The 22,004-nt window shown below is 73.3% G+C and carries 20 protein-coding genes; 5 read left to right on the top strand and 15 right to left on the bottom strand.

Annotation, left to right across the window (positions count from 1 at the left end; all coding sequences use genetic code 11):
• Nucleotides 1-153 precede the first annotated feature (153 nt).
• A complete protein-coding gene (locus tag K2F47_RS05420) occupies nucleotides 154-618 on the top strand; it encodes an RrF2 family transcriptional regulator (protein WP_242890527.1) in 465 nt (154 codons plus the stop codon).
• A 71-nt stretch (nucleotides 619-689) separates the two neighbouring features.
• The gene (locus K2F47_RS05415) at nucleotides 690-1,487 is read left to right on the top strand and encodes a DNA-formamidopyrimidine glycosylase family protein (RefSeq protein ID WP_242901610.1); all 798 of its coding nucleotides are present in this window, start codon (nucleotides 690-692) and stop codon (nucleotides 1,485-1,487) included.
• 18 nt (nucleotides 1,488-1,505) lie between these two features.
• Here the strand turns inward: K2F47_RS05415 and K2F47_RS05410 are convergent, their stop codons facing one another.
• Together K2F47_RS05410 and K2F47_RS05405 are read right to left on the bottom strand one after the other, a co-directional pair.
• Nucleotides 1,506-2,078, bottom strand: coding sequence for a hypothetical protein (locus K2F47_RS05410; RefSeq protein ID WP_242901609.1), 573 nt, complete (start codon nucleotides 2,076-2,078; stop codon nucleotides 1,506-1,508).
• A 5-nt stretch (nucleotides 2,079-2,083) separates the two neighbouring features.
• Nucleotides 2,084-2,665, bottom strand: coding sequence for a TetR/AcrR family transcriptional regulator (locus K2F47_RS05405; RefSeq protein ID WP_242901608.1), 582 nt, complete (start codon nucleotides 2,663-2,665; stop codon nucleotides 2,084-2,086).
• 195 nt (nucleotides 2,666-2,860) lie between these two features.
• Between K2F47_RS05405 and K2F47_RS05400 the strand changes: the two genes are divergently transcribed.
• Nucleotides 2,861-3,748 carry a LysR family transcriptional regulator gene (locus tag K2F47_RS05400; RefSeq protein ID WP_242901607.1) on the top strand — a complete coding sequence of 296 codons (888 nt, stop codon included), beginning with the start codon at nucleotides 2,861-2,863 and terminating at the stop codon, nucleotides 3,746-3,748.
• 18 nt (nucleotides 3,749-3,766) lie between these two features.
• Here the strand turns inward: K2F47_RS05400 and K2F47_RS05395 are convergent, their stop codons facing one another.
• From K2F47_RS05395 to K2F47_RS05375, 5 genes are all read right to left on the bottom strand, one after another.
• Nucleotides 3,767-4,501: an SAM-dependent methyltransferase gene (locus K2F47_RS05395; protein ID WP_242901606.1), complete on the bottom strand. Its 735-nt coding sequence runs from the start codon at nucleotides 4,499-4,501 to the stop codon at nucleotides 3,767-3,769.
• A gap of 151 nt (nucleotides 4,502-4,652) precedes the next feature.
• The gene (locus tag K2F47_RS05390) at nucleotides 4,653-5,120 is read right to left on the bottom strand and encodes a Dps family protein (protein WP_242901605.1); all 468 of its coding nucleotides are present in this window, start codon (nucleotides 5,118-5,120) and stop codon (nucleotides 4,653-4,655) included.
• A 322-nt stretch (nucleotides 5,121-5,442) separates the two neighbouring features.
• Entirely contained in the window at nucleotides 5,443-5,796 is a 354-nt protein-coding gene (locus tag K2F47_RS05385; protein WP_176402602.1) for a helix-turn-helix domain-containing protein, read from the bottom strand.
• Between the two features lie 111 nt (nucleotides 5,797-5,907).
• Complete coding sequence (locus K2F47_RS05380; protein WP_242902579.1) at nucleotides 5,908-7,203, bottom strand: CinA family nicotinamide mononucleotide deamidase-related protein; 1,296 nt, start codon at nucleotides 7,201-7,203, stop codon at nucleotides 5,908-5,910.
• 483 nt (nucleotides 7,204-7,686) lie between these two features.
• Nucleotides 7,687-8,211 (bottom strand): DUF1990 domain-containing protein, encoded by a 525-nt coding sequence (locus K2F47_RS05375; RefSeq protein WP_242901604.1) that lies wholly within the window; start codon nucleotides 8,209-8,211, stop codon nucleotides 7,687-7,689.
• 111 nt (nucleotides 8,212-8,322) lie between these two features.
• Between K2F47_RS05375 and K2F47_RS05370 the strand changes: the two genes are divergently transcribed.
• Entirely contained in the window at nucleotides 8,323-9,123 is an 801-nt protein-coding gene (locus K2F47_RS05370; protein ID WP_242901603.1) for an MOSC domain-containing protein, read from the top strand.
• Nucleotides 9,124-9,141: 18 nt separating this feature from the next.
• Here the strand turns inward: K2F47_RS05370 and K2F47_RS05365 are convergent, their stop codons facing one another.
• The 8 genes from K2F47_RS05365 to K2F47_RS05330 all read right to left on the bottom strand — a co-directional run bounded on the left by K2F47_RS05365 (nucleotide 9,142) and on the right by K2F47_RS05330 (nucleotide 20,606).
• Complete coding sequence (locus K2F47_RS05365; RefSeq protein WP_242901602.1) at nucleotides 9,142-9,735, bottom strand: CDP-alcohol phosphatidyltransferase family protein; 594 nt, start codon at nucleotides 9,733-9,735, stop codon at nucleotides 9,142-9,144.
• Nucleotides 9,732-11,231 carry a 30S ribosomal protein S12 methylthiotransferase RimO gene (gene rimO / locus K2F47_RS05360; RefSeq protein WP_242901601.1) on the bottom strand — a complete coding sequence of 500 codons (1,500 nt, stop codon included), beginning with the start codon at nucleotides 11,229-11,231 and terminating at the stop codon, nucleotides 9,732-9,734. The genes K2F47_RS05365 and rimO overlap by 4 nt, the downstream gene beginning before the upstream one ends.
• An 81-nt stretch (nucleotides 11,232-11,312) precedes the next feature.
• On the bottom strand, nucleotides 11,313-12,068 hold the full coding sequence (locus K2F47_RS05355; protein ID WP_242901600.1) for a helix-turn-helix domain-containing protein: 756 nt from the start codon (nucleotides 12,066-12,068) through the stop codon (nucleotides 11,313-11,315).
• Between the two features lie 286 nt (nucleotides 12,069-12,354).
• Entirely contained in the window at nucleotides 12,355-15,033 is a 2,679-nt protein-coding gene (locus K2F47_RS05350; RefSeq protein WP_242901599.1) for a DNA translocase FtsK, read from the bottom strand.
• A 182-nt stretch (nucleotides 15,034-15,215) separates the two neighbouring features.
• Entirely contained in the window at nucleotides 15,216-16,904 is a 1,689-nt protein-coding gene (locus K2F47_RS05345; RefSeq protein WP_242901598.1) for a ribonuclease J, read from the bottom strand.
• The gene (gene dapA / locus K2F47_RS05340) at nucleotides 16,901-17,836 is read right to left on the bottom strand and encodes a 4-hydroxy-tetrahydrodipicolinate synthase (protein ID WP_242901597.1); all 936 of its coding nucleotides are present in this window, start codon (nucleotides 17,834-17,836) and stop codon (nucleotides 16,901-16,903) included. The genes K2F47_RS05345 and dapA overlap by 4 nt, the downstream gene beginning before the upstream one ends.
• Nucleotides 17,837-18,175: 339 nt before the next feature.
• Nucleotides 18,176-19,231: a glycoside hydrolase family 18 protein gene (locus K2F47_RS05335; RefSeq protein WP_242901596.1), complete on the bottom strand. Its 1,056-nt coding sequence runs from the start codon at nucleotides 19,229-19,231 to the stop codon at nucleotides 18,176-18,178.
• Nucleotides 19,232-19,472: 241 nt separating this feature from the next.
• On the bottom strand, nucleotides 19,473-20,606 hold the full coding sequence (locus K2F47_RS05330; protein WP_242901595.1) for a DMT family transporter: 1,134 nt from the start codon (nucleotides 20,604-20,606) through the stop codon (nucleotides 19,473-19,475).
• Here K2F47_RS05330 and K2F47_RS05325 point away from each other — a divergent pair.
• A complete protein-coding gene (locus K2F47_RS05325) occupies nucleotides 20,605-21,993 on the top strand; it encodes an aminotransferase-like domain-containing protein (protein WP_242901594.1) in 1,389 nt (462 codons plus the stop codon). The two genes, K2F47_RS05330 and K2F47_RS05325, sit on opposite strands and share 2 nt — an antisense overlap.
• The last annotated feature ends 11 nt before the right edge of the window (nucleotides 21,994-22,004 follow it).

The following is a 22,004-nucleotide window of genomic DNA, read 5'->3' as shown; positions in this document are numbered from 1 at the left end:
GGCGGCCGCGCGGGTCGCGCGAGCGTCGCGTGACCGCCGTGGCGTGCCCGCCGGACGAGAGCCCGGTTCCGGTGGGCGCGTCATGGCCCTCTCCCGAGGTGACGGCGGGTGGGGTAAGACGAACCAGTCCGATCGGCAAGGGATACTAAGAGCATGCGATTGTCCGCCCGGGTCGACTACGCGCTGCGTGCAGCCGCCGAGTTGGCGATCGCCGGAAGCCATCCGGTGACCGCCGTCCAACTCGCGGAGGCCCAGCAGATTCCGCCCAAATTCCTTGAGAACATCCTCGGCCAGCTGCGCCGGTCCGGCCTCGTCCGGAGCCAGCGCGGCCCTGAGGGCGGCTACTGGCTGGCGAAGCCGGCCGAACAGATCTCGCTCGCCGACATCATCCGCGCGATCGACGGGCCACTGCTCGGCGTGCGGGGCGAGCGTCCCGAACACGTCGGCTACGAAGGGCCCGCGCGCTCGCTCCAGGACGTGTGGATCGCCCTGCGCGCCAGCGAGCGCTCCATCCTCGAATCGGTCTCGCTCGGGCACATCGCCGCGGGCGAGCTGCCTCCACCCGTCCGCAAGCTCACCGAGGACCCCTCGGCCTGGGAGAGCCCGTCCTTCATCTGACCCCGCGACACCCGAAGTCCACCCCGTGACCCCCCGACGACCCATGACCCTCTGACGACCACCGAGGTCCCATGCCGGAAGGCGACGTCGTCTGGCTGGCCGCCCGGCGCCTGCACGAGGCGCTCGCCGGGCGGCCTCTTACGCTCTCGGACTTCCGCGTCCCCCGGTTCGCCACCGCCGACCTGCGCGGGCGCGAGGTCCACGAGGCCCGCTCGCGCGGCAAGCACATCCTGATCCGTGTCGAGGGCGGGCTGACCGTCCACACGCACCTGCTGATGGAGGGCCGCTGGCGGATCCGCCGGCCGGGGCCCCGCCCCCGCGACCACCGGATCCGGCTCGTCCTCGCGAACGCCGAGTGGCAGGCGCTCGGCTACTCCCTCGGCCTGGTGGAGCTGCTGCGCACCGCCGCGGAGGACAGGGTGCTCGGGCATCTCGGCCCCGACCTGCTCGGGCCCGACTGGGGCGCCGAGGCCGCGGCGGAGGCGGTGCGGCGGCTCGGCGAGCGGCCCGACCGGGCGATCGGCGAGGCGCTGCTCGACCAGTCCGTCCTCGCGGGGATCGGCAACATCTACAAGGCCGAGACGCTGTTCCTCTGCGGCGTCAACCCCTGGACGCCGGTCGCCGCCGTCCCCGACCTGCCCGCGGTGGTCGACCTCGCGCACCATCTGCTGGACGCGAACAAGGAGCAGCCCGGCCGCATGACGACCGGCAACCGGCGGCGCGGCTGGGAGTACTGGGTGTACCGGCGGGCGGGCCGCCCCTGCCACGAGTGCCGCACGCCCGTCCAGCGCGCCGTCCAGAAATCCGACGTCGGCGACCGGGCGACGTACTGGTGCCCGCGCTGCCAGCCCGCCCCTTCGAACGGGTGAGTAAGCCCGACGGGTAGGTCAGGCCGCGCGGCGGCCCGCGGCCCGCTCGGCGCGGCGGGCTATCGTGCCGAGGATCTCCAGGCGGACGAATCCGGCGCCGCCCGCGCGGATCAGCGTCCAGTACGGGGCGAACGCGCGCCGCGCGAACGCGTCGGTGCCGCGCACGCGAGTTTCGAAGGACAGCACGGAGCCCGCGCCGTCGGGGTCCACGCGCAGCGACAGCGCGACCTTCGCCCAGCCGGGCGCCGTGAACGCGGTGAACTGCGCGGCGTCGCCGGGCTCGACGGGCGCCAGCTCGGGCTGGACCCGCCAGAATTTCGCGATCTTGCCCTTGACCAGTTCGGTGCCCTCGTCGACGAGCAGCGTCGGGGTCGGGAACGACTCCAGGAGCGGGCCCTTGAGCCGGGTGCGGCCCGCCGACCTCAGCCTCATGAGGTTCCGCGAGACGGGCAGCTCCTCGGCGGAGAGCGTCAGCATCGTGTCCCAGACCGTCGCGGGGTCGGCGTCGACGCGCCGGGTGTAGCGGGACCGGAAGTCGGGGGCGGGCATGACCTCGTCGAGCGCGGTCTTCCCTGCTCGTTCGATGTTCACAGGTGTCACTCCTTGGCGCCCAGCGCGGCGACCAGCGCCCCGGCCAGGCGGTCGGTGAGGTCGGACGGCATCGCTCCGCCGCCGAGGAACAGGTAGGCGAAGACGGGCCCGAGCACCAGCGTGTGCGCGAAGGCCACGTCGTCGGCCGTGGGCGAGGTGATCTCGCCGCGCCCGGCGGCGCGGTCGAGGATCTCGCCGAGGACGGCCCGCTCGCGGTCGACGAACCCGGCCGCGAACCGTTCGGACAGCCCCGGGTCGGCGGCGAGGTCGGCGACCAGGCCCGGCATGACGAGGCGGGCGTGCGGCGCGGACAGCAGCCGGGCGACGTGCCCGACGAGCGCGGCGAGGTCGCCGCGCAGCGTGCCGGTGTCGGCGGGCGGGACGGGCTCCTCGCCGTGCACGACGACGGCGAAGACCATCTCCGCCTTGGAGCGCCAGCGGCGGTAGATGCCCGCCTTGCCGACCCCGGCGCGCGCCGCGACCCTGTCGATGCTGAGGCCCTGGTAACCGTGCTCGACGAGCAGCTCGCGGACCGCCGCGGCGACGGCCTCGTCGATGTGCCCCGAACGCGGGCGGCCTCGGTTCATGGTCCGACCATAAACGAAACGGAACGATCCGTAAATATGAAAGGTCGGCGCCCGTCCGGACTCCCCCCTTTCCGGACGGGTCGCCGCCTGTGCCGGGTCGCCGGATCCTGCGCCCGCACCTCGATCGTGCGCGAGCGGCTCACCCAAGTCAATTCTCGGGTTTTCTTATTGATCTCTTAGGGATAGCTTTGGTCCATGACCCTGGACGATCTGCGGGTGTTCGTCGCGGTGTGCGAGGCGGGCAACCTGAGCGCGGTCGCGCGCGACCTGGCGTGCAGCCAGCCCGCCGTGAGCCAGCACGTGCGGCGGCTGGAGCGGGAGACCGGGCTCGTGCTGCTGGAGCGGCTGCCGCGCGGCGTCCAGCCGACCGGCGCGGGCCGCGTCCTGCTGCGCGCCGCCGCCGACGGCATCGCCGGGCTGGACGCGGCGCTCCGGCGCCTGGACGACCTGCGGCGCGGCGTGGGCGGCACCGTCCGGATCGCGACCGGCGCCACCACGGTCCGGCACTTCATGGCCGCGGGCGTCGCCGCGTTCCGGGCGCGCCATCCCGAGGCCGCGCTCCAGTTCGAGACCGCCGGGTCGAGCCGCCGCTGCCTGGAGGCGGTGCGGTCGCACAAGGCGGATCTGGCCTGGGTCACGATCGGCCCGCCGCTGGAGGGCGTCGAGCAGCGCACGTCGCGCGAGCTGCCCTGGATCCTCGCCGTCCACGTGGACGATCCGCTGGCCGCGCGGGACTCGATCGCCCTGGAGGACCTCGCGGGAATCCGGCATATCGAGCTGCCCGCGCACTCCACGTCCCGCGTCCATCTGGAGACGCATCTCGAACGGCACGGGGTGCGGCTCGCCTCGACCACCAGCGTCGCCGACTGGGACACCGCGCTCCTGCTGGCCGAACTCGGGCTCGGCCACGCGATCCTGCCCGCGCTGCCGGGGTGGGGCGAGGGGAAGGGCGACGTCCGCCTCGTCCCCGTGCCGGGGCTGCCGCCGCTCACCGCCGGGTGGGCCGCGCGGCGCTTCGACGCGCTGAGCCCGCTCGCGCTGGAGTTCGCCGACACGGTGGTCGGCCATCTCGCGGCCGCCTGACCTCCCGCTGAGCGCCGCTCAGGGGGTCTCGCGGAGGACGAAGGTGACGAACCCGAGTGTCCCGCGATAGCCGTGGAGCCAGGCGCGGCGATGCTCGTCGGCGGCGGTGAGGGCGTCGGCGCGGTCCTCCGGGTGGTCGATGCCCCACTGGGCGAGCGCGCCCGTCCAGGACCACTCGTAGTCGTCCCATTCGTGCCGGGTGCTGACGTGCGCGTAGACGATCGTCCAGCCGGCGGCGGCGATCCGGTCGGCGGTGGCGGGAAGGTCGGCGTACTCGTCGGCGGTGAACCCCGCGTCGAGCGTGGCCCGCCCGGGTTCGCGCTCCCAGAACCCGTCGCCTGCGAGGACGGCGCCGCCGGGCGCCAGATGGCCGCGAGCGGCGGCCAGCGTGGGCATCAGCCCGCCGAACGCGTGCGCGGCGCCGACCGACAGCACCAGGTCGTAGGGCTCGGACGAGGTGAACGCGCGGGCGTCCCCCACGTGGAACGCGACACGGTCGCCGAGCCCGGCCTCGGCGGCCCGCGCCCGTCCGGTGGCGATGGCGCCCTCGTCCAGGTCGACGCCGTCGGCGCGGAGGCGGGGACGCCCGTCCAGGGCCCGCAGCAGCCAGGCGCCGGTGTTGCAGCCGAGGTCGAGGACGCGTCCGCGCTCCGGCGCCGCGTGGTCGAGCAGACGGCGGACCGACGCCTCCTCCAGCGGGCCCGCGATCGGATGGCGGGCATGGGCGGCGGCGCTGATCTGCTCCCGGTTCATGATCGGCATCCTGGCGGGTGCGGGACGGGATCGGCCAGCGGTTATCGGGCCGCCCACCGGTCCCGGACATGGGACGCGAGAAGACCCCAGTGCGGGACTGGGGCCTTCTCGCGGGTCGACGCACCGGCCTCCCATGGGGGCGGCCGACGGGTCAGGTCTGCGCCTGGAACATCCAGTGCTGCTTCTCCAGCTGCGTGGTGATGCTGATGAGCAGGTCCTGCGTGATCGGGTCCGGCTCGTCGGTCTCGGCGACCCGGTCGCGGAACCGCGCGATGATCTGCCCCAGCGTGTCGGTGACCGCGGCGACGACCTTGTCGTCGGCGAGGTAGCCGGCCTCCAGCTGCGGCAGCGCGGTCCGGTCGGCGACCGTGCGGGCACGGCCGTCGGGGTTCACGCCGATCGCGATCGCACGCTCGGCGACGTCGTCCTGGCCCTGCCGGGCAAGATCGACGATCTCGTCGAGGTGCTCGTGGACGACCTTGAAGTTGCGGCCGGTCAGGTTCCAGTGGGCCTGCTTGGCGACGAGGGCGAGGTCGATCAGGTCGACCAGGGCGCCCTGCAGCGCGTTGCCGGTGATCTTCCGGGCGTCCTCGCCGAGCGGGCTCTTGACCTCCGCCATGGTGGGCTCCTTCCGCGTCGTTACGGTTCTCCGCTACAACGGAGTTAGATCCCCTCATATGCCGTGCTCATACGTGAGGCCGCGCACACCCACGGGCCGGTTTGGTGCATGAGGGCTCTGGTGCAGGAGCGCCCGCCCGGGCCGGTCGTCGCCTCGACTGAGGTCGGCTCCGGCGTGGGTCGTTGCGGGCGTGGACGAGACGGCACTGAACGGCGTGGTCGAGCCGGGCAGGCCGTCCGGGCTCGGACGGGGGCTCGTGGGGAGGAGCACCGCGTCCGGGCATGGGCGCGCCCGATGGGGCGTGGGCGCGCGTGGGGACGGGTCAGGCCGCGACCATGTCGGCGCGGAGTTCCCCTGTGATCTCTTCCGGAGTCTCCGGAATGCTCTCGGTCGTGATGCGCTCGTGTTCGGGCGCACCCGCCATGACGGGCTCGTGCTGCAGCTCGGCGAGGGCCAGTTGATCCGCCACTTCCCTGAGCACGTGCGACAGCGGCACACCTAGGGCCTTGCAGATAGAAGAAAGCAACTCCGAAGAGGCTTCCTTCTGCCCCCGCTCCACCTCGGAGAGGTAGCCGAGGGAAACCCGCGCCGCCGCGGACACCTCACGGAGGGTGCGTCCCTGGCGCAGCCGCAGCTGCCGCAGTACGTCACCGAGCAGCTGGCGAAGCAGGACCATCGTCTCGCTCCCTCCCTCAGTTCGGACCATCTGCCGGTTCCACCGTACCCGCCCTGACGGTGACCGTGGCAGACCGTTGATTTCGTGTTCGCTCGCAACGTAACGCTGTAATCAGCCCCACTCTTCCCGATCTCGTCGAGACTCCTCGCTCCACTCGCCCGCGTCAAGTCCGAGCAGAGTGCGTCTGAGCAGCTCAAGCGCATGGACGACGGTCATTCTCTGGATCACCGCGCGGATCTCGGGGCCGGTGCCCGGCACCGGGAGTTTCGGTCTGACCACAGTGTGCGTTCCCTCAGGACCGGCCAAACCGATGTAGACCGTTCCCACCGGACGGCCGTCCTGCGGCTCGGGACCCGCCACGCCGGTCACGGAGAGTCCGTAGGTCGTGCCGAGCCGGTCGCGGACGCCCGTCGCCATCGCGGCGGCGACGTCGGGGTGGACGGCGCCGTGCTCGGCCAGCAGATCCTCCGGGACGCCGAGCAGCCGCGCCTTCGTCTCGGTCGCGTAGGTGACCATCCCGCCCGCGTAGGTCTCGGACGAGCCGGGCGCCGCGGTCAGCTCGGCGCTGATGAGGCCGCCGGTCAGCGACTCCGCCGCCGCGATCGTCGCCGACCGCTCGACGAGCAGCCGGTGCACGACGCGGGCGAGCGTCTCGTCCTCCACCCCGTACACGACGTCGCCGAGCAGCTCGCGGACGCGCGCCTCGGCGGCGGCGAGCCGCCCCGGCGCGTCCGGCCCGGCGGCGGTGACGCGGATCTTCACCTCGGCGGGGTCGGGCAGGTAGGCGAGCTTGACGCCGTCCATCGCTTCGACCTCGGCGAGCCGCGTCGCGATGACCGACTCCCACACCCGCGCGGTGCGCAGGGTGCGGCGCGCGGCGCCGGGCAGCCCGGCGGTCGCGGCGAGCTCGGGCAGCACGACCTCGTCCATGATGGTGCGCATCTCGAACGGGACGCCCGGCAGGGCGTAGGCGACCCCGCCCGGCAGCTCGACGCGCAGGCCCGGCGCCGTCCCGGCGGAGTTGGCCAGCAGGCCAGCGCCCTCGGGTACCTCAGCCATGCGGAACGCCATCGGCTGGAGAACGCGCCCCGACGCCTCGGCGCGCTCGTGCAGCCGCCGCTCCAGCGCCGGGTCGCGGACGAGCGCGACCCCGGCCGCCTTGGCGAGCGCGTCGCGGGTGACGTCGTCGTAGGTGGGGCCGAGGCCGCCGGTGGTGATGACCGCGTCGGCGCGTCCGAGCGCGGAGGTGACGGCCTCCACGATGACGTCCAGCTCGTCGCCGACGACCACGCTGCGCGTCACCTCGACGCCGTGGTCGGCGAGCCGCCGTCCGAGCCACGCCGCGTTCCCGTTGACCGTGTCGCCGAGGAGCAGCTCGTCCCCGACCGTGAGCAGTTCGACCCGCATCACGCCCCCCAATCCTCACCCGACCGCGTTCCAGCCACCCGAATCTACAGCGGTTCCCCGACAGCCCGCCGGGCGCGGGCGGGCCGCTGACGCGGGCGGAGGCGCGGCCGGATCAGGACGCCCCATTCCGCTCTGCGGAAAATCGGAACGTGCCCAAGCCGCCACACCCACATTTCTCTTTTCGTGGCGCTGGAAATCGGGGGGCCGCGCATTGCATGCTGTATCACAGTCACATCACTCACGGCGCGCGGACGGGAACGGGCCCAAGGCACGCTTCGGCGGCATCCGCCCGGCAAGATCATGGGCGTGGTGTCCGACTTGTCGGGCTCTGATCGTCACGTTGTGAGTCAGAACTCATTTGACGGTGCACAAAGCATTCCCTTTTACGGGGATAATTGCCTGGGGCCCGAAGACCGGGCTGCGGGGCCACGACCGGGGTGGGCGCGGCCTCGCAGCCCACCTCCCGTGCTGCCCGGTGGGCGGTCAGGCCTTGGCCAGCCTGCGCAGGACCGCGCCGCAGCGCCGCGCGTAGGCGCGCTGGAACACCGGCATGAACGGCCCCGCCAGCCGCGCCGTCCGTCCCGCCGGGCGGCTGAACGCGGTGACCGTCAGCCACACCTCGCCCGAGTCGTCCTGGTGCACGACGAACGACTCCTCCCCCGCCACCGGATGGCCCGGGAGCGTCCCGTACGCCCATCCGGCCCGGCGCTCCTCCTCCCGCGTCCACACGACGCGGCACGGCGCCCTCAGCCGCAGCGGGCCGACTCCGAGCCCCACCTCGACGGTCACACCCGGTGCCACTCGCCGCGCCGACGCCGTCACCCGCGCGGGCAGTGCCCAGTGCATCCAGAACTCCATCAGCGCGTCGGTCGCGTCGCGCATCACCGCCGGGCCCACGCCGACGAGCGTGCGCACGCGCATGTGGCGGTAGCCGTCCGGCTGGTCCGCGTTCCAGGTCGCGCCGACCTCGGCGTAGGTGAAGCCCCGGGTGAGGTCCTGTGCGGTCATCGTCGTTCCTCCCGGCGCCAGGATGCCGCAGGACGCCCTACCTGACGAATCCGTGTCAGATACCCCCCGGATCGCTGGCCCGCCGCCGCGCGGCGCCGTACCGTCCGAGCCATGATCGCCGTTGTCGCCGGGCTGACCGTGTTCCCGATCAAGAGCGCGGGCGGGGTCGCGCTCGCCGAGGCCGAGCTGACCCCCATGGGGCTGCGGCACGACCGCGCGTTCATGCTCGTCCGGCCGGACGGGCGGCACCTGTCGCAGCGGGAGGTGCCCGAGCTGGCGCTGCTGCGCCCCGGCTTCGACGGCGCGAAGTTGACCGTCGAGTCGCCGCTCGCGGACGCGCCGCTGGTCTGGGAGGCGGTGGACGGCCCGGCCCGCGACGTGACCGTGCACGGTCGCCCCTGCCAGGGCGTCGACCAGGGCGACGAACCCGCCAGGTGGTTCGGCGCGGCGCTCGGGCTGGACTGCCGCCTCGTCCGCTTCACCGGGACACGGCGGACCCTCCCGGGCGACGGGACCCTGACGTTCGCCGACGGCTACCCCGTGTCGGTGCTGTCCCGCGAGTCGCTCGACGACCTGAACCGCCGGGTGGACGCCGCGCTCCCGATGGAGCGGTTCCGGCCCAACATCGTCCTGGAGGGCCTCGGTCCGTACGGCGAGGACGCCGTCACCTCCCTGCGCGGCTCCGCGCCGGGCGCCGTGGCACTCGACCTCGTCAGGCCGTGCGGCCGCTGCGTCATCGTCAACATCGACCAGGAGACGGCCCGCCGCGCGCCCGCCCCGCTCCGCGCCCTCGGCCGCTACCGCGTCGAGCGCTTCGGCGACGGACGCGAGATCATGTTCGGACGGCTCGGCGTGCCCCGCGTCCCGGGCAGGCTGAGGATCGGCGACGCCCTCACCGCCACCGCCGCCTGACCGCTTCAGGACGCGGCTTCAGGACGCGGCGTCCCCGCTCCGCCGCAGCCGCCACGCCTGGACGACGTAGTCCACGCCGGTGACGACCGTGACGACGAGCGCCGCGCCCATCGTCGCCCAGCGGAGCGGATCGAGCGGCCCCGGCAGGATGTAGAAGCCGATCGCGAAGACCTGGAGCGTCGTCTTCAGCTTGCCGCCCTTGCTCGCCGGGATCACTCCGCGCCGGATCACGACGAACCGCAGCACCGTGACCCCGATCTCGCGGACCATGATGGCGACCGTCACCCACCACCACAGCTCCCCCATCACCGACAGGCTGACCAGCGCGGCGCCGGTGAGCGCCTTGTCGGCGATCGGGTCGGCGATCTTGCCGAAGTCGGTGACCAGGCCGCGGGCGCGGGCGAGGTCGCCGTCGATCTTGTCGGTGATGGACGCGGCGGCGAACACCGCGAACGAGGCGAGCCGCCAGCCGGTGCCGTCCAGGAACAGCGCCCAGACGAACAGCGGGACCAGCGCGATCCGGACGAGGGTCAGCGCGTTGGCGATGTTGTAGACGCTCGCGCGCGGCGGGTCGGGGGACCCCGCGACCGGGCCGGGGGCGCCCGCGGTCACGACACGTCCGCCGCCGCGCCCCGCGCCACGTCCGCCCCGGCGCCGTGCACAGCGCCGGCCACAGCGCCGGCCAGCGCGTCGGCGACCAGGTCGACGCCGTCGCTGCCCGTCACGCGGGCCGGGACGATCGCGCCCACCGAGAGGCCCTCGCCGCGGACGAGGACCGTCCCGTCCACCTCGGGCGCCTGGTGCGCGGCGCGCCCCTCGAACGCGCCGTCGCCCGCGTCCTCCTCCAGCAGCACCTCGACGAGCGTGCCGACGCGGTCCTCGGCGCGCTGCGCGGTCAGCTCCTCGGCGAGCGCGGTCAGCTCCTCGACCCGGCGGGCGACCTCGTCCGGGTCGATCTTGCCGGGCAGGTTCGCGGCCTCGGTGCCGTCCTCGTCGGAGTAGCCGAAGACGCCGACCGCGTCCAGCCGCGCGGCGGTCAGGAACGCCGCCAGCTCCTCGACGTCGTCCTCGGTCTCGCCGGGGAACCCCACGATGAAGTTGGACCGCACGCCCGCCTCGGGCGCCTGCGCGCGGATCTGGGCGAGCAGGTCGAGGAACCGCTCGCGGTCGCCGAAGCGCCGCATCGAGCGCAGCACCGGGCCGCTCGCGTGCTGGAACGACAGGTCGAAGTAGGGCGCGACGCCGGGCGTGCCGCAGATCGCCTCGATGAGCCCGGGGCGGGTCTCGGCGGGCTGGAGGTAGCTGACGCGGACGCGGTCGACGCCGTCAACGGCGGCGAGGTCCGGCAGGAGGCGCTCCAGCGCCCGCAGGTCGCCGAGGTCCTTCCCGTACGACGTGGAGTTCTCGCTGACGAGCACGAGCTCCCGGGCGCCGTGCGCGGCCAGCCAGCGCGCCTCCTCCAGCACCTCCGCCGGGGGCCGCGACACGTAGGCGCCGCGGAAGGCGGGGATCGCGCAGAAAGTGCAGCGCCGGTCGCAGCCGGACGCCAGCTTCAGCGGCGCCACCGGTCCGCCGCCGAGCCGCCGCCGCAGCACCCGGGGGCCGGACGCGGGGGCGACGCCGTCGGGCAGCGCGTCGTCGGCGTGGGCCCCGCCGTGGCCCGGGATCGCCACGTCCGTGCTGGACGCGGTGCGCTCGACCGGGCTGATCGGCAGCAGCGTGCGGCGGTCGCGCGGGGTGTGGGCCTGGTGGGCGCGCCCGGCGACGACGTCCTCCAGCCGCTCGCCGATCGAGGTGTAGTCGTCGAAGCCGATCACCGCGTGCGCCTCGGGCAGCGCCTCGGCCAGCTCCTTGCCGTACCGCTCGGCCATGCAGCCCGCCGCGACGACCTTCGCGCCCGAGTCGTGCGCGGCGAGCAGCGTGTCGATGGAGTCCTTCTTCGCCGCCTCGATGAAGCCGCAGGTGTTGACCACGACCACGTCGGCGTCGCCGCTGCCCTCGGCGAGGTCCCAGCCCGCGTCCTCGATCCGTGCCGCCAGCTCCTCGGAGTCGACCTCGTTGCGGGCGCAGCCGAGCGTGATGAGTGAGACCTTACGCCGTGTGGACATGCCCCTAAGGTAATGGGCGCGGAGGCCCGAACCGACAGCAGGCCGACCAGCGGCCGGACCGGCGGGACGAGCGGCGGCCCGTCAGGCCGCCTTCGGGTCGTCGCGCCCGAAGCTGAGCTGCTGCACGCCCCTGCCCTTGCCGGGGGAGCCGATGTCCTTGCCGTTGACGGTCATCCGGATACCGCCGCCGACGCCGATCACCACACTGATCTTCTTCTTGGCCGTCCAGCGCTTGTGGTCGCCCTTGCGGAGCATGCCGCTGAACAGCGGCGCGCCCTTGTCGCCGCGCACGCTGACCCACGTGGTGCGCCTGACCTGGACGGCCAGCTCGACGTGCTTGCGCGGCGCCGCCACGACCGGGTCGCTGCGCTTGGGCGGCGCCGTGCTCGGCCGGGGCGCGGCCGGCGCGGCGGGGGTGCCCGCGACCTGCTGGGCGGTGCGCCGCTCGCTCCCGCCGCCGTTCCCGACGACCTGGACGATCCCGTAGATCACCACGAGCGCCAGCGCGAGCGCCATCGCGGCGCTCCAGTTCGGGGAGCGGCGCTCGCGGAACGCGACCGGCTGCTCGGGCTCGAACGCCGACACGGCGGACACGGGCTGCGGGGCGCCGCCGTGCGTCGCGTCGAACTCGGCGACGAGCGGTTCCGGATCGATGCCGATCACGCGGGAGACGCTGCGGATGTGGCCGCGGGCGTAGAAGTTGCCGCCGCAGGTGGAGAAGTCGTCCGATTCCATGCCGCGGATGACGGTCTCGCGTATCCGCGTCTGGAGACTGACCTGGGTCACCGAGAGACCGGCCTGCTGACGCTCCGTCGCCAAGGTCTCACCGATGCTCACGCCGAGCCTCCTTTGAGCGCCCCATGGCCTACCACACGATCCGGTGACATCAGTCTAGGAACCGCAATGCCCGCTGAGCGACAGCCAACACGTTCGAAACTGGGCAAGATTTCGCATCATTCCGCCATCGCCCCGCCCGCCACCCTTCCCACGAGAGGGAACCGTCCGCACTCCGCGACGCGGCCTTCCGGAAACGTTCCGCCGAACAGCGGATGCGGTCGGTCGATGGTCGGTCTACCGCAGGTCAGTCGCCGCGCAGTTCCGCTCAGCCGCCGCGCGGTTCCGGTCAGCCGCCGCGCAGTTCCGCCAGGACGCCGGGAAGGTCGTCGGGCTTGGCGAGGACGTCGCGCGCCTTGGAGCCCTCGCTCGGCCCGACGATGTCGCGGCTCTCCATCAGGTCCATGAGCCGCCCGGCCTTGGCGAAGCCGACGCGCAGCTTGCGCTGGAGCATCGACGTGGAGCCGAACTGGGTGGACACGACCAGCTCGATCGCCTGGACGAGCAGGTCCATGTCGTCGCCGATCTCCTCGTCGATCTCCTTCTTCGGCGCGCTGGACTCGGCGACGTCCTCCCGGTACTTCGCCTCCATCTGCCCCTTGCAGTGGTCGACGATCCCGTGGATCTCCTTCTCGGCCACGTAGGCGTTCTGGATGCGCATGGGCTTGCTCGCGCCCATCGGCAGGAACAGCGCGTCGCCCTGCCCGACGAGCTTCTCCGCGCCCGGCTGGTCGAGGATGACGCGGCTGTCGGACAGCGAGGACGTCGCGAACGCCAGCCGGGACGGGACGTTGGCCTTGATGAGCCCGGTGACGACGTCCACCGACGGGCGCTGCGTCGCGAGCACGAGGTGGATGCCGGCGGCGCGGGCGAGCTGGGTGATGCGGACGACGGAGTCCTCGACGTCGCGCGGCGCGACCATCATCAGGTCGGCCAGCTCGTCGACGATGACCAGCATGTACGGGTAGGGCGTGTAGACGCGCTCGCTGCCGGGCGGCGCGGTGAGCTTGCCCGCCTTCACCGCCTTGTTGAAGTCGTCGATGTGCCGGAACCCGGACGCGGCGAGGTCGTCGTAGCGGCGGTCCATCTCGCCGACGACCCAGTCGAGCGCCTCGGCGGCCTTCTTCGGGTTGGTGATGATCGGGGTGATCAGGTGCGGGATGCCCTGGTACATCGTCAGCTCGACGCGCTTGGGGTCGACCAGGATCATCCGGACCTCGTCGGGCGTGGCCCGCATCAGGATCGAGGTGATGAGCCCGTTGATGCAGGTCGACTTGCCCGCGCCGGTGGCGCCCGCGATGAGGATGTGCGGCATCTTGGCGAGGTTGGCGACGACCGTGCGGCCCTCGACGTCCTTGCCGAGGCCGACGATCATCGGGTGGTGCTCGTTGGTCGCGGCGGGCGAGCGCAGCACGTCACCGAGGCTGACAATGTCCTTGTCGACGTTGGGGATCTCCACGCCGATCGCCGACTTGCCGGGGATCGGGGAGATGATGCGCACGTCGGCGCTCTTCACCGCGTAGGCGATGTTCTTGGTGAGCGCGGTGACCTTCTCGACCTTGACCGCCGGGCCCAGCTCGATCTCGTACCGGGTGATCGTCGGGCCCCGGGTGAACCCGGTGACCTGCGCGTCGATGTCGAACTGGTCGAGCACGCCCGACAGCGCGTTCACGACGGTGTCGTTGGCCTTGGTGCGCGGCTTGGCGACGCTGCCGGGCCGCAGCGCCGACGGGTCGGGCAGCACGTAGATCTCGCCGGACGAGGACAGCGGGAGCTGCTCGGAGCTGCGCGGCGCCGGCGTCGGGTCGGGCACGGCATGGGAGTCCGGCACGTCGGACGCGTCGGGCAGGTCGGCGAGCTCGTCCGGGAGCGGCTCGTCGTCGGACGGCGGGGCGGGCGGCGGGCCGTCGGCGCCGAACGGGTCGGGCTCGAACAGGTCGTCGACGAGGTCGCGCTCGGAGCGGTTCGCGCGGCCGGGGCGGTCGGCGCGGTCGGCCTTGCGCGGCGCGTCCTCCAGCAGGGGCGTGTCGTAGGGCTTGGAGTGCTCGCCGACCTCCAGCTCGCCGTCCTCCGGGGCGGGGTCGTCGTCCTTCTTGCTCTTGCGGCGGCGCTTCTTCGGGGCGTCCTCGCCGGGCGCCTCGCCCTCGGCGTCGCGTCCGGGACGGCCCTGGAGCGTCGCGACCGCCCACAGGTCGCCGAACCGCTCGGGGACCTTGTTGATGGGCGTCGCGGTGACGACGAGCAGGCCGAAGAAGGACAGGAGCAGCAGCAGCGGGACGGCCACCCAGCCGCTCAGCCCGGCCTCCAGCGGCGCCGAGACCACCCAGCCGATGACGCCGCCCGCGCCGCGCACGCCCGGCATGTCCTTGGAGGGGGACGGCACGCCCGCCGCGATGTGCAGCACGCCGAGGACGCCGACGGCGAGCGCGGTGCAGCCGATGACGACGCGGCCGGTGTCCTCGTGCTGGTCGGGGTGCCGGAGCGTCTGCCAGGCCAGCAGCAGGAGCAGGACCGGCAGCACGACCGCCATCAGCCCGAGCCCGCCGCGCACGACCTTCTCCAGCGCGATCGTGACGACGCCGTCGGGCCGGAACCAGGTGACCGAGGCCAGCACGATCGACGAGCCGAGCAGCGCGAGCCCGAGCCCGTCGCGGCGGTGCTCGGGGTCGAGGCCGCGGGCGCTGTTGCCGTAGGCGCGGAACAGCGACCCGACCGTGACCGCCGCGAGCTGGTAGAGCTTGAACACGAGCTGGGCGAAACCTGAGATCACCTGGACGATCGGATGGGGCTGCGGAGCCGCAGGCCGCCGCCCGCCGGAGCCGCGCCCCCCGCCCTTCGCCCCGCCTCGGGCGCCGCCCTTGGACCCGCCGCCGGACGGGCGTTTGCGGGGGGTGGAGCTCGCGGGCTTACGAGCAGCGCTGCCCCCGGCACGCGAGGTGCTCTTCGCTCCGGACGCACGTGTGGCCATGATGATGAGAGTAACCAAGGAGCCTCACGGTTCCCGGGATGAAGCGCACGGCGTGTTGCACCACCCGTGACAGGGGGTGTCCCACCGGCGCCGCCTCGAACGCGCGAGGCCGCACATATCGGAACGTTCCGATATGTGCGGCCTCTTGGGACCGTTCCGCCGGGTCGCCGCCCGGAACGGTCCTAGACCTCGACCACCACAGGGATGATCATGGGACGGCGGCGGTAGGTGTCGCTCACCCACTTGCCGACCGTGCGCCGGACGATCTGGCTGATCTGGTGCAGGTCGTTGACGCCGTCGCCCGCCAGGTCCCGCAGCACCTGGTCGATGCGCTCCAGGACCTCGTCGAAGTCCTCGTTGACGATGCCGGCGCCGCGGGCGTGGATCTCCGGGCCCGCGACGACCTTGCCGGAGGTCGAGTCGATGCCGATGACGATCGAGACGAAGCCCTCCTCGCCGAGGATGCGCCGGTCCTTCAGCGAGGTCTCGGTGACCTCGCCGACCGAGAGGCCGTCGACGTAGACGTACCCGGCGGGGACGGCGCCGACGATGCTCGCCTTCCCCTCGACGAGGTCGACGACGACGCCGTCCTCGGCGATGACGATGTTCTCGTCGGGGACGCCGGTCAGCGCGGCGAGCTTGGCGTGCGCCCGCAGGTGCCGCCACTCGCCGTGGATCGGCATGAAGTTGCCCGGCTTGGTCATGTTGAGCACGTACAGCAGCTCGCCCGCCGACGCGTGCCCGGACACGTGCACCAGCGCGTTGCCCTTGTGCACGACCCGCGCGCCCCACCGGGTCAGGCCGTTGATGACCCGGTTGACCGCGTTCTCGTTGCCCGGGATCAGCGAGGACGCCAGCATGACCGTGTCGCGGTCGGTGATGCGGATCTGCTGGTGGTCGCGGTTGGCCATCCGCGACAGCGCCGACATCGGCTCGCCCTGCGAGCCGGTGCACACGAGGACGAGGCGGTCGGCGGGGACGTCCTCCAGCTCCTTCGGCTCGACCATGATGCCCTCGGGCACGCTCAGGTAGCCGAGCTCGCGCGCGACGCCCATGTTGCGGACCATCGAGCGGCCGATGAAGCACACCTTGCGGCCGTTGGCCACGGCGGCGTCCAGCACCTGCTGGACGCGGTGGATGTGCGAGGCGAAGCAGGCGACGATCAGCCGCTCCTGCGCGGTGCGGAACACCTCGTCGACGACCGGGCCGATGTTGCGCTCGCTCGGCACGAAGCCGGACACCTCGGCGTTGGTGGAGTCCGACAGGAGGAGGTCGATGCCCTCGCCGCCGAGCCGGGCGAACCCGGGCAGGTCGGTGAGCCGGCCGTCCAGCGGGAGCTGGTCCATCTTGAAGTCGCCGGTGTGCAGCACGAGCCCGGCGCCGGTGCGGACCGCGAGGGCGAGCGCGTCGGGGATCGAGTGGTTGACGGCGAGGAACTCGCAGTCGAACGGGCCGAAGGAGCTCCGGTCACCCTCGCCGACCACCCGCGTGACGGGTTTGATGCGGTGCTCGGTGAGCTTGGCCTCCAGCAGCGCCAGCGTCAGCCTCGACCCGACGAGCGGGATGTCGGGCCGCTCGCGCAGCAGGTAGGGGACGGCGCCGATGTGGTCCTCGTGGCCGTGCGTGAGCACGAGGGCCTCGATGTCGTCGAGCCGGTCCCTGATGTAGTCGAAATCGGGCAGGATGAGGTCGATCCCGGGCTGCTCGGTCTCTGGGAAGAGCACACCGCAGTCGACGACGAGCAGGCGTCCGCCGTACTCGTACACGGTCATGTTGCGGCCGATCTCCCCGAGGCCGCCGAGCGCGACGATGCGCAGGCCGTCCGCGGGCGGTTCGGGCGGGTCGGAGAGCTCCGGGTGAGGATGGCTCACCGGGCGACCTCCGGGACTGTCTCGGGCACTTTTACTCCCCCTATCGTCAGGTCCTCACGCAGGCGTGCCGCGAACTCCGGCGTGGCCTCCACCAGCGGCGCGCGGAGCGGGCCGCCTCCCGGGAGGCCGAGCAGGTTCAGCGCTGCCTTGACGGCGATGGCGCCCTGCGTGCGTGTCATGATCGCGGCGACCACGGGCAGCAGCCGGCGGTGGATGTCCAGCGCCCGACCGTGCTCACCGGCGCGGTATGCGTCGATCATCTCATGGAGCTCGGTGCCGACGACATGCCCGACCACGCTGACGAAGCCCGCCGCGCCGACCGACAGCCAGGGCAGGTTGAGCACGTCGTCGCCGGAGTACCAGACGAGGTCGGTCTCGGCCATCACCCGGGACGCGCCGAACAGGTCGCCCTTGGCGTCCTTGACGGCGAGGATCCGGGGGTGCTCGGCGAGCCGCAGCAGCGTCTCGTTGTGGATCGGCACTCCGGTGCGGCCGGGGATGTCGTAGAGCATCGCGGGGAGTCCGGTGGCGTCGGCGACCGCGGTGAAGTGGCGGACGAGCCCCTCCTGCGGCGGCTTGTTGTAGTACGGCGTGACCACCAGCAGGCCGTGCGCGCCGGCGGCCTCGGCCTGCCGCGCGAGTTTCAGGGTGTGCTCGGTGTGGTTCGTGCCGGCACCGGCGACGATCACCGCGCGGTCGCCGACCGCCTCGATGACCGCGCGCAGCAGAGCGTCCTTCTCCTCGTCGCTCGTCGTGGGCGACTCGCCCGTCGTCCCGCTGACGACGAGACCGTCATGGCGCCGCTCGTCGACCAGATGGGTCGCGAGGCGCGCGGCGCCGTCGTAGTCGACGCCGCCGTCGGGCAGGAACGGAGTGACCATCGCGGTCAGCATCCGCCCGAACGGCGCGTCGGTCGTTGTGCTGGGTGCCATGCATCGAACGGTACCGTTCCGGCCGGTCGGCGTGGACCCGCAGGTCCCTCCTAGTCAGGGAATATCCCGCTCTACCGCCCCGGGCGGCCGCCCGGCCGCCGGAACGGGGCGGCGGGCCCTGACGAAACCGGGCCCGGAGGCCGGCGCCCGGCCGTGCTTTGGAGGATCCGCCGCCACACGCTCGGGGGTACGCGTGGCGGCGGCTCCATCACCACATCGTTGCACGCAAACGGGACGTTACGGGGTCGGTCCGGCCACTTCCCGGACTCGGTTGGATAACATGACCCTGCTCGCCGTGGCGTTGCCCGCGGCGTACCGATCGGGTGCCCGGCGGGTGGTTCAGCGCACCGCCCCGGCGGTGGCCGTCCCCGGGGGCCATTCCGCGCGATACCGCGCCCATTCGGCGTCGTCGGTCGTCCAGTCCGCGTAGACGCCCACGCCGTAGGGCCTTTTCGGTGGCCGCTTCAGGTCGTCGATGCCGCGCCGGATTCCGCGCAGCGCCACCGTGAGGTCCTCCGCCCACGGGACCAGCGGCCGGTACGTCGGGACGCCCATGAACACCGTCGTGCGGTCGCCGATCAGCTCCAGCGTCCACCGGGTGTGCCGGGCGAAGTGCCATCCGGCCAGCGCCCTGGTCGGCAGCGACACGTCGTAGGTCATGATCGCGACCTGGTCCGCCCGGTCGGCGATCTTGAGGAGGAACTCCCGGGTCGGACGCGGCGGATAGTGCATCGGCCCGTGCCGCGGCAGCAGCGCCTTGTAGACGGGCTGGAGCGCGTCGAACAGCGCCGCCTGCTCCAGCGCGACCGACAGCAGCCGCCCCCGGGACCGGGTCAGCTCGCGCGTCGCGTCCATCAGCGCGAGGAACGCGGTGTCGTCGGGGTAGATCGGCTCGAAGTCGTAGTGGATGCCGTCGAACCCGGCGTCGAGGATCGCCGCGTCGCTGGCCAGCACCCGGCTCCGGACGGCCGGGTCGTCGAGGTCGGTGATCCCGTGGCCCTCGACCGTCCGGATCTGGCCCAGGTACGCCTGCGCGCGGACGCCGGGCGCGTACTCGCGCACGGCGCCGAGAAGCTGCTTCGCGTAGCGGTACCGGGCCGGGGGCACCGTCCCGTCCGCCTCGAAGGGGCCCGCGTGGAAGTACACGTCGGTGATCCGGTTGCGCCTGAGCAGGTCCGCGAACGCGCGGTACTCGGCGTCGGTGTGCGCCTCCCCGACCCACTGGTGCCGCGCCCACAGCGCGTTCACCTCCGTGCCGCGCGCGTGTGGCTCCTGCTGCCACCACACCCAGGCGCCGCTGAGGGTGATCGCGGCCAGGCCCAGCACGTAGGCCGCCGCCCAGCCCGTCCAGCGCAGGAGGCGCAGCGGAAGCCGGCGCCGAGACGTTCGCCCCATTCGCCGCATCCAGCAATGATCGCGGATCAGCCGGACGGTTCGGACGGTTCGGGCGCGGACGGCATGCCACGGCCACGGGACGATCATGTTTCGGTCGGGATCGCGCGTCGCGCGCGCGATTCGTTGACACCGGCGGAACAATGTGGTGACCAGGCGGTTCATCGGAACCGGGCCCGGCCGGGTCCGGGTTCCGCCGCTGGTCCACCGTTGTGCCGCGGGAGCCGCCCGGTCCGAACCCCGTTTACCGGGATGGAGGTCGAGCGTCATGCGAGGACGACCGAACCGGACCGAACCCAAACCCCTGCTCAGCACGCGCGCCCTGGTGATCATCCTCGCCGCGGTCGGTGCCGCCGCCCTGTGCGCCGCCGCGCCCAGGTTCGCCGTCCCGATCGGCGTGGGCGTCGGCGTCGTCACGCTGCTGATCCAGATCGTCCGGGACTGACCGGACCCGGACAGCCGGCCCGGCCGGCGCGTCCCGGCGGACGCGGGTCCGCTGGGTCAGCGCCACGCACACGAGGACGCCGAGGGCGGCGAGGGCGGTGGCGGCGTCGATCGACTCGTCCAGCAGGAGGGCCGACCACACCAGGGTCAGGACGGGCTGGGCCAGCTGAACCTGGCTGGCGCGGGCGATCCCGGCCCGCGCCAGGCCCTCGTACCAGGCGAAGAAGCCGAGGTAGGCGGAGAACGCGGTCACGTAGCCGAAGCCGAGAACGGCGCGTCCGGTCCAGTGGGGGTCGGTGGTGGCCAGCAGCCAGGCGGTCACCGGGACGGTGATCGGCGCGGCCAGGATCAGCGCCCAGGAGATCACGCGCCAGCCGGGCATGGCGCGGGTGAGCCGCGCGCCCTCGGCGTATCCGGCGGCGGCCGCCAGCAGCGCGGCGAACAGCAGCAGGTCGCCGACCGTGAGGCGGCCCGCGCCGCGCACGAGCGCGAACCCGGTGACGCAGGCGGCGCCCGCCGCGCTCGCCAGCCAGAAGGCGCGCGAGGGCCGCTCCCCCGCGCGCAGCACGGCGAGCACGGCGGTCGCGGCGGGCAGCAGCCCGATCACGACGGCCGAGTGGGCGGAGGAGGCGCCCCGGTCGAGCGCGAGCGTGGTCAGCACCGGGAACCCGAAGATCACTCCGGCGCAGACGACCGTGAGGCCGGGCAGCTGGTCGCGCCGGGGGCGGGGGGCGCGCACCGCCAGTAGCGCGACCGCCGCGAGCCCGGCCGCCGCGGCGGACCGGCCGACGCCGATCACGTAGGGGTCGAGCCCCTCCAGCCCGAACTCGGTGCCGGGGAAGGTGAACGAGTAGATGAGGACGCCGATCGAGGCGAGCCACAGCCCGCCCGCCGCTACCGACCGGGGGGCGGTAGCGCTATCGTGATTCTTCATGCAACACGATAGCAGTGTGATCTCCCTGGCCGATCGGCTGCGCGCGGAGGTGCGCGGGCTGGGCCCCGGGGAGCGGCTGCCGTCGAGCCGGTCGCTGGTCGAGCGGCACCGGGTCAGCCCGGTCACGGTGTCGCGGGCGCTGGGGCTGCTCGCGGCCGAGGGGCTGGTCGTCACCCGTCCGGGGAGCGGCACGTTCGCCGCCGACCGCCCGGCGCCCGCCGAGCCGTCCGACCCGGGCTGGCAGGCGGTGACGCTCGGCGACCGCGCGGTCGACGCGTCCGGGGTGTCGTGGCTGCTCACGCCCGCGCCGGAGGGCGCGGCCGCGCTCAGCGGCGGGTACCTGCACCCGACGCTCCAGCCCGTCCGCGCGCTCGCGACGGCGGCGGCGCGGGCGGCCCGGCGGCCGGACGCCTGGGAGATGCCCGCGCTCGGCGGCGTGCCCGAGCTGCGCGCCTGGTTCGCCCGGACGGTCGGCGGCGGAGTCGCGCCGTCCGACGTCGTGATCACCAGCGGCGGGCAGCAGTCGCTGACGACCGTGCTGCGGGCGCTGCTGCCTCCCGGCTCGCCGGTGCTGGTCGAGTCGCCGACCTACCTGGGCGTCCTCGCGGTGGCGCGGGCGAGCGGGCTGCACCCGGTGCCCGTCCCGGTGGACGCGGGCGGCGTGCGCCCCGACCTGCTCGCGGAGGCGTTCGCGATGAGCGGCGCACGGGCGCTGTACTGCCAGCCCGCCTTCCACAACCCGACCGGCACGGTGCTGTCGGCCGAGCGGCGCGAGCGGGTGCTCGCGGTGGCGCGGGCGGCGGGCGCGTTCGTGGTCGAGGACGACTTCGCGCGGCACCTCGGCATCGACGCGCCCCCGCCGCCGCTGATCGCGCAGGACGGCGAGGGCCGCGTCGTGCACATCGCCTCGCTCACCAAGGCCACCGCGCCGAGCCTGCGGGTCGCCGCCGTGATCGCGCGCGGCCCGGTCGCCGAGCGGATCCGCGCGACGCAGCTCGTCGAGGAGTTCTTCCCCGCGCGGCCGTTGCAGGAGACCCTGCTCGAACTGGTCAGCTCCCCCGGCTGGCCCCGGCACCTGCGCATGGTCCGGACCGCGCTGCGGTCGCGGCGCGACGCCGTCCTCACCGCGTTCGCCCGCCACCTGCCGGAGGTGCGGCCGAGCCGTCCGGCGGGCGGCTTCCACCTGTGGGTGCGCCTCCCCGACGGGGTGGACGACGTGGAGCTGGCCGAGGCGGCGCTCCGCGCGGGCGTGCTGGTCAGCGCCGGACGCCCGTTCTTCCCCGCCGAGGCCCCCGCCCCGTATCTGCGGATCAGCTACGGGACGGCGGCCTCGGAGGCGGAGCTGGCCGAGGGGGTCCGCCGGCTGGCGACCGTCCTGCCGCGCTGACTTAGCGGGCG

The sequence above is a fragment of the Actinomadura terrae genome (assembly GCF_022751215.1).
In the GTDB taxonomy this organism is placed as follows: Bacteria; Actinomycetota; Actinomycetes; order Streptosporangiales; family Streptosporangiaceae; genus Spirillospora; species Spirillospora terrae.
The sequence above is the reverse complement of the archived record's forward strand: the minus strand, read 5'-3'. Positions and strand labels throughout refer to the sequence as shown.

Bases quoted from the DNA above. Each gene is read 5' to 3' on its own strand.
- K2F47_RS05420 (WP_242890527.1), top strand. From the start codon at position 154: ATGCGATTGTCCGCCCGGGTCGACTACGCGCTGCGTGCAGCCGCCGAG.
- K2F47_RS05380 (WP_242902579.1), bottom strand. From the start codon at position 7,203: ATGCGGGTCGAACTGCTCACGGTCGGGGACGAGCTGCTCCTCGGCGAC.
- K2F47_RS05415 (WP_242901610.1), top strand. From the start codon at position 690: ATGCCGGAAGGCGACGTCGTCTGGCTGGCCGCCCGGCGCCTGCACGAG.
- K2F47_RS05390 (WP_242901605.1), bottom strand. From the start codon at position 5,120: ATGGCGGAGGTCAAGAGCCCGCTCGGCGAGGACGCCCGGAAGATCACC.
- K2F47_RS05395 (WP_242901606.1), bottom strand. From the start codon at position 4,501: ATGAACCGGGAGCAGATCAGCGCCGCCGCCCATGCCCGCCATCCGATC.
- K2F47_RS05335 (WP_242901596.1), bottom strand. From the start codon at position 19,231: ATGGGGCGAACGTCTCGGCGCCGGCTTCCGCTGCGCCTCCTGCGCTGG.
- K2F47_RS05325 (WP_242901594.1), top strand. From the start codon at position 20,605: ATGCAACACGATAGCAGTGTGATCTCCCTGGCCGATCGGCTGCGCGCG.
- K2F47_RS05330 (WP_242901595.1), bottom strand. From the start codon at position 20,606: ATGAAGAATCACGATAGCGCTACCGCCCCCCGGTCGGTAGCGGCGGGC.
- K2F47_RS05405 (WP_242901608.1), bottom strand. From the start codon at position 2,665: ATGAACCGAGGCCGCCCGCGTTCGGGGCACATCGACGAGGCCGTCGCC.
- K2F47_RS05400 (WP_242901607.1), top strand. From the start codon at position 2,861: ATGACCCTGGACGATCTGCGGGTGTTCGTCGCGGTGTGCGAGGCGGGC.
- K2F47_RS05375 (WP_242901604.1), bottom strand. From the start codon at position 8,211: ATGACCGCACAGGACCTCACCCGGGGCTTCACCTACGCCGAGGTCGGC.
- dapA (WP_242901597.1), bottom strand. From the start codon at position 17,836: ATGGCACCCAGCACAACGACCGACGCGCCGTTCGGGCGGATGCTGACC.
- K2F47_RS05370 (WP_242901603.1), top strand. From the start codon at position 8,323: ATGATCGCCGTTGTCGCCGGGCTGACCGTGTTCCCGATCAAGAGCGCG.
- rimO (WP_242901601.1), bottom strand. From the start codon at position 11,231: ATGTCCACACGGCGTAAGGTCTCACTCATCACGCTCGGCTGCGCCCGC.
- K2F47_RS05350 (WP_242901599.1), bottom strand. From the start codon at position 15,033: ATGGCCACACGTGCGTCCGGAGCGAAGAGCACCTCGCGTGCCGGGGGC.
- K2F47_RS05385 (WP_176402602.1), bottom strand. From the start codon at position 5,796: ATGGTCCTGCTTCGCCAGCTGCTCGGTGACGTACTGCGGCAGCTGCGG.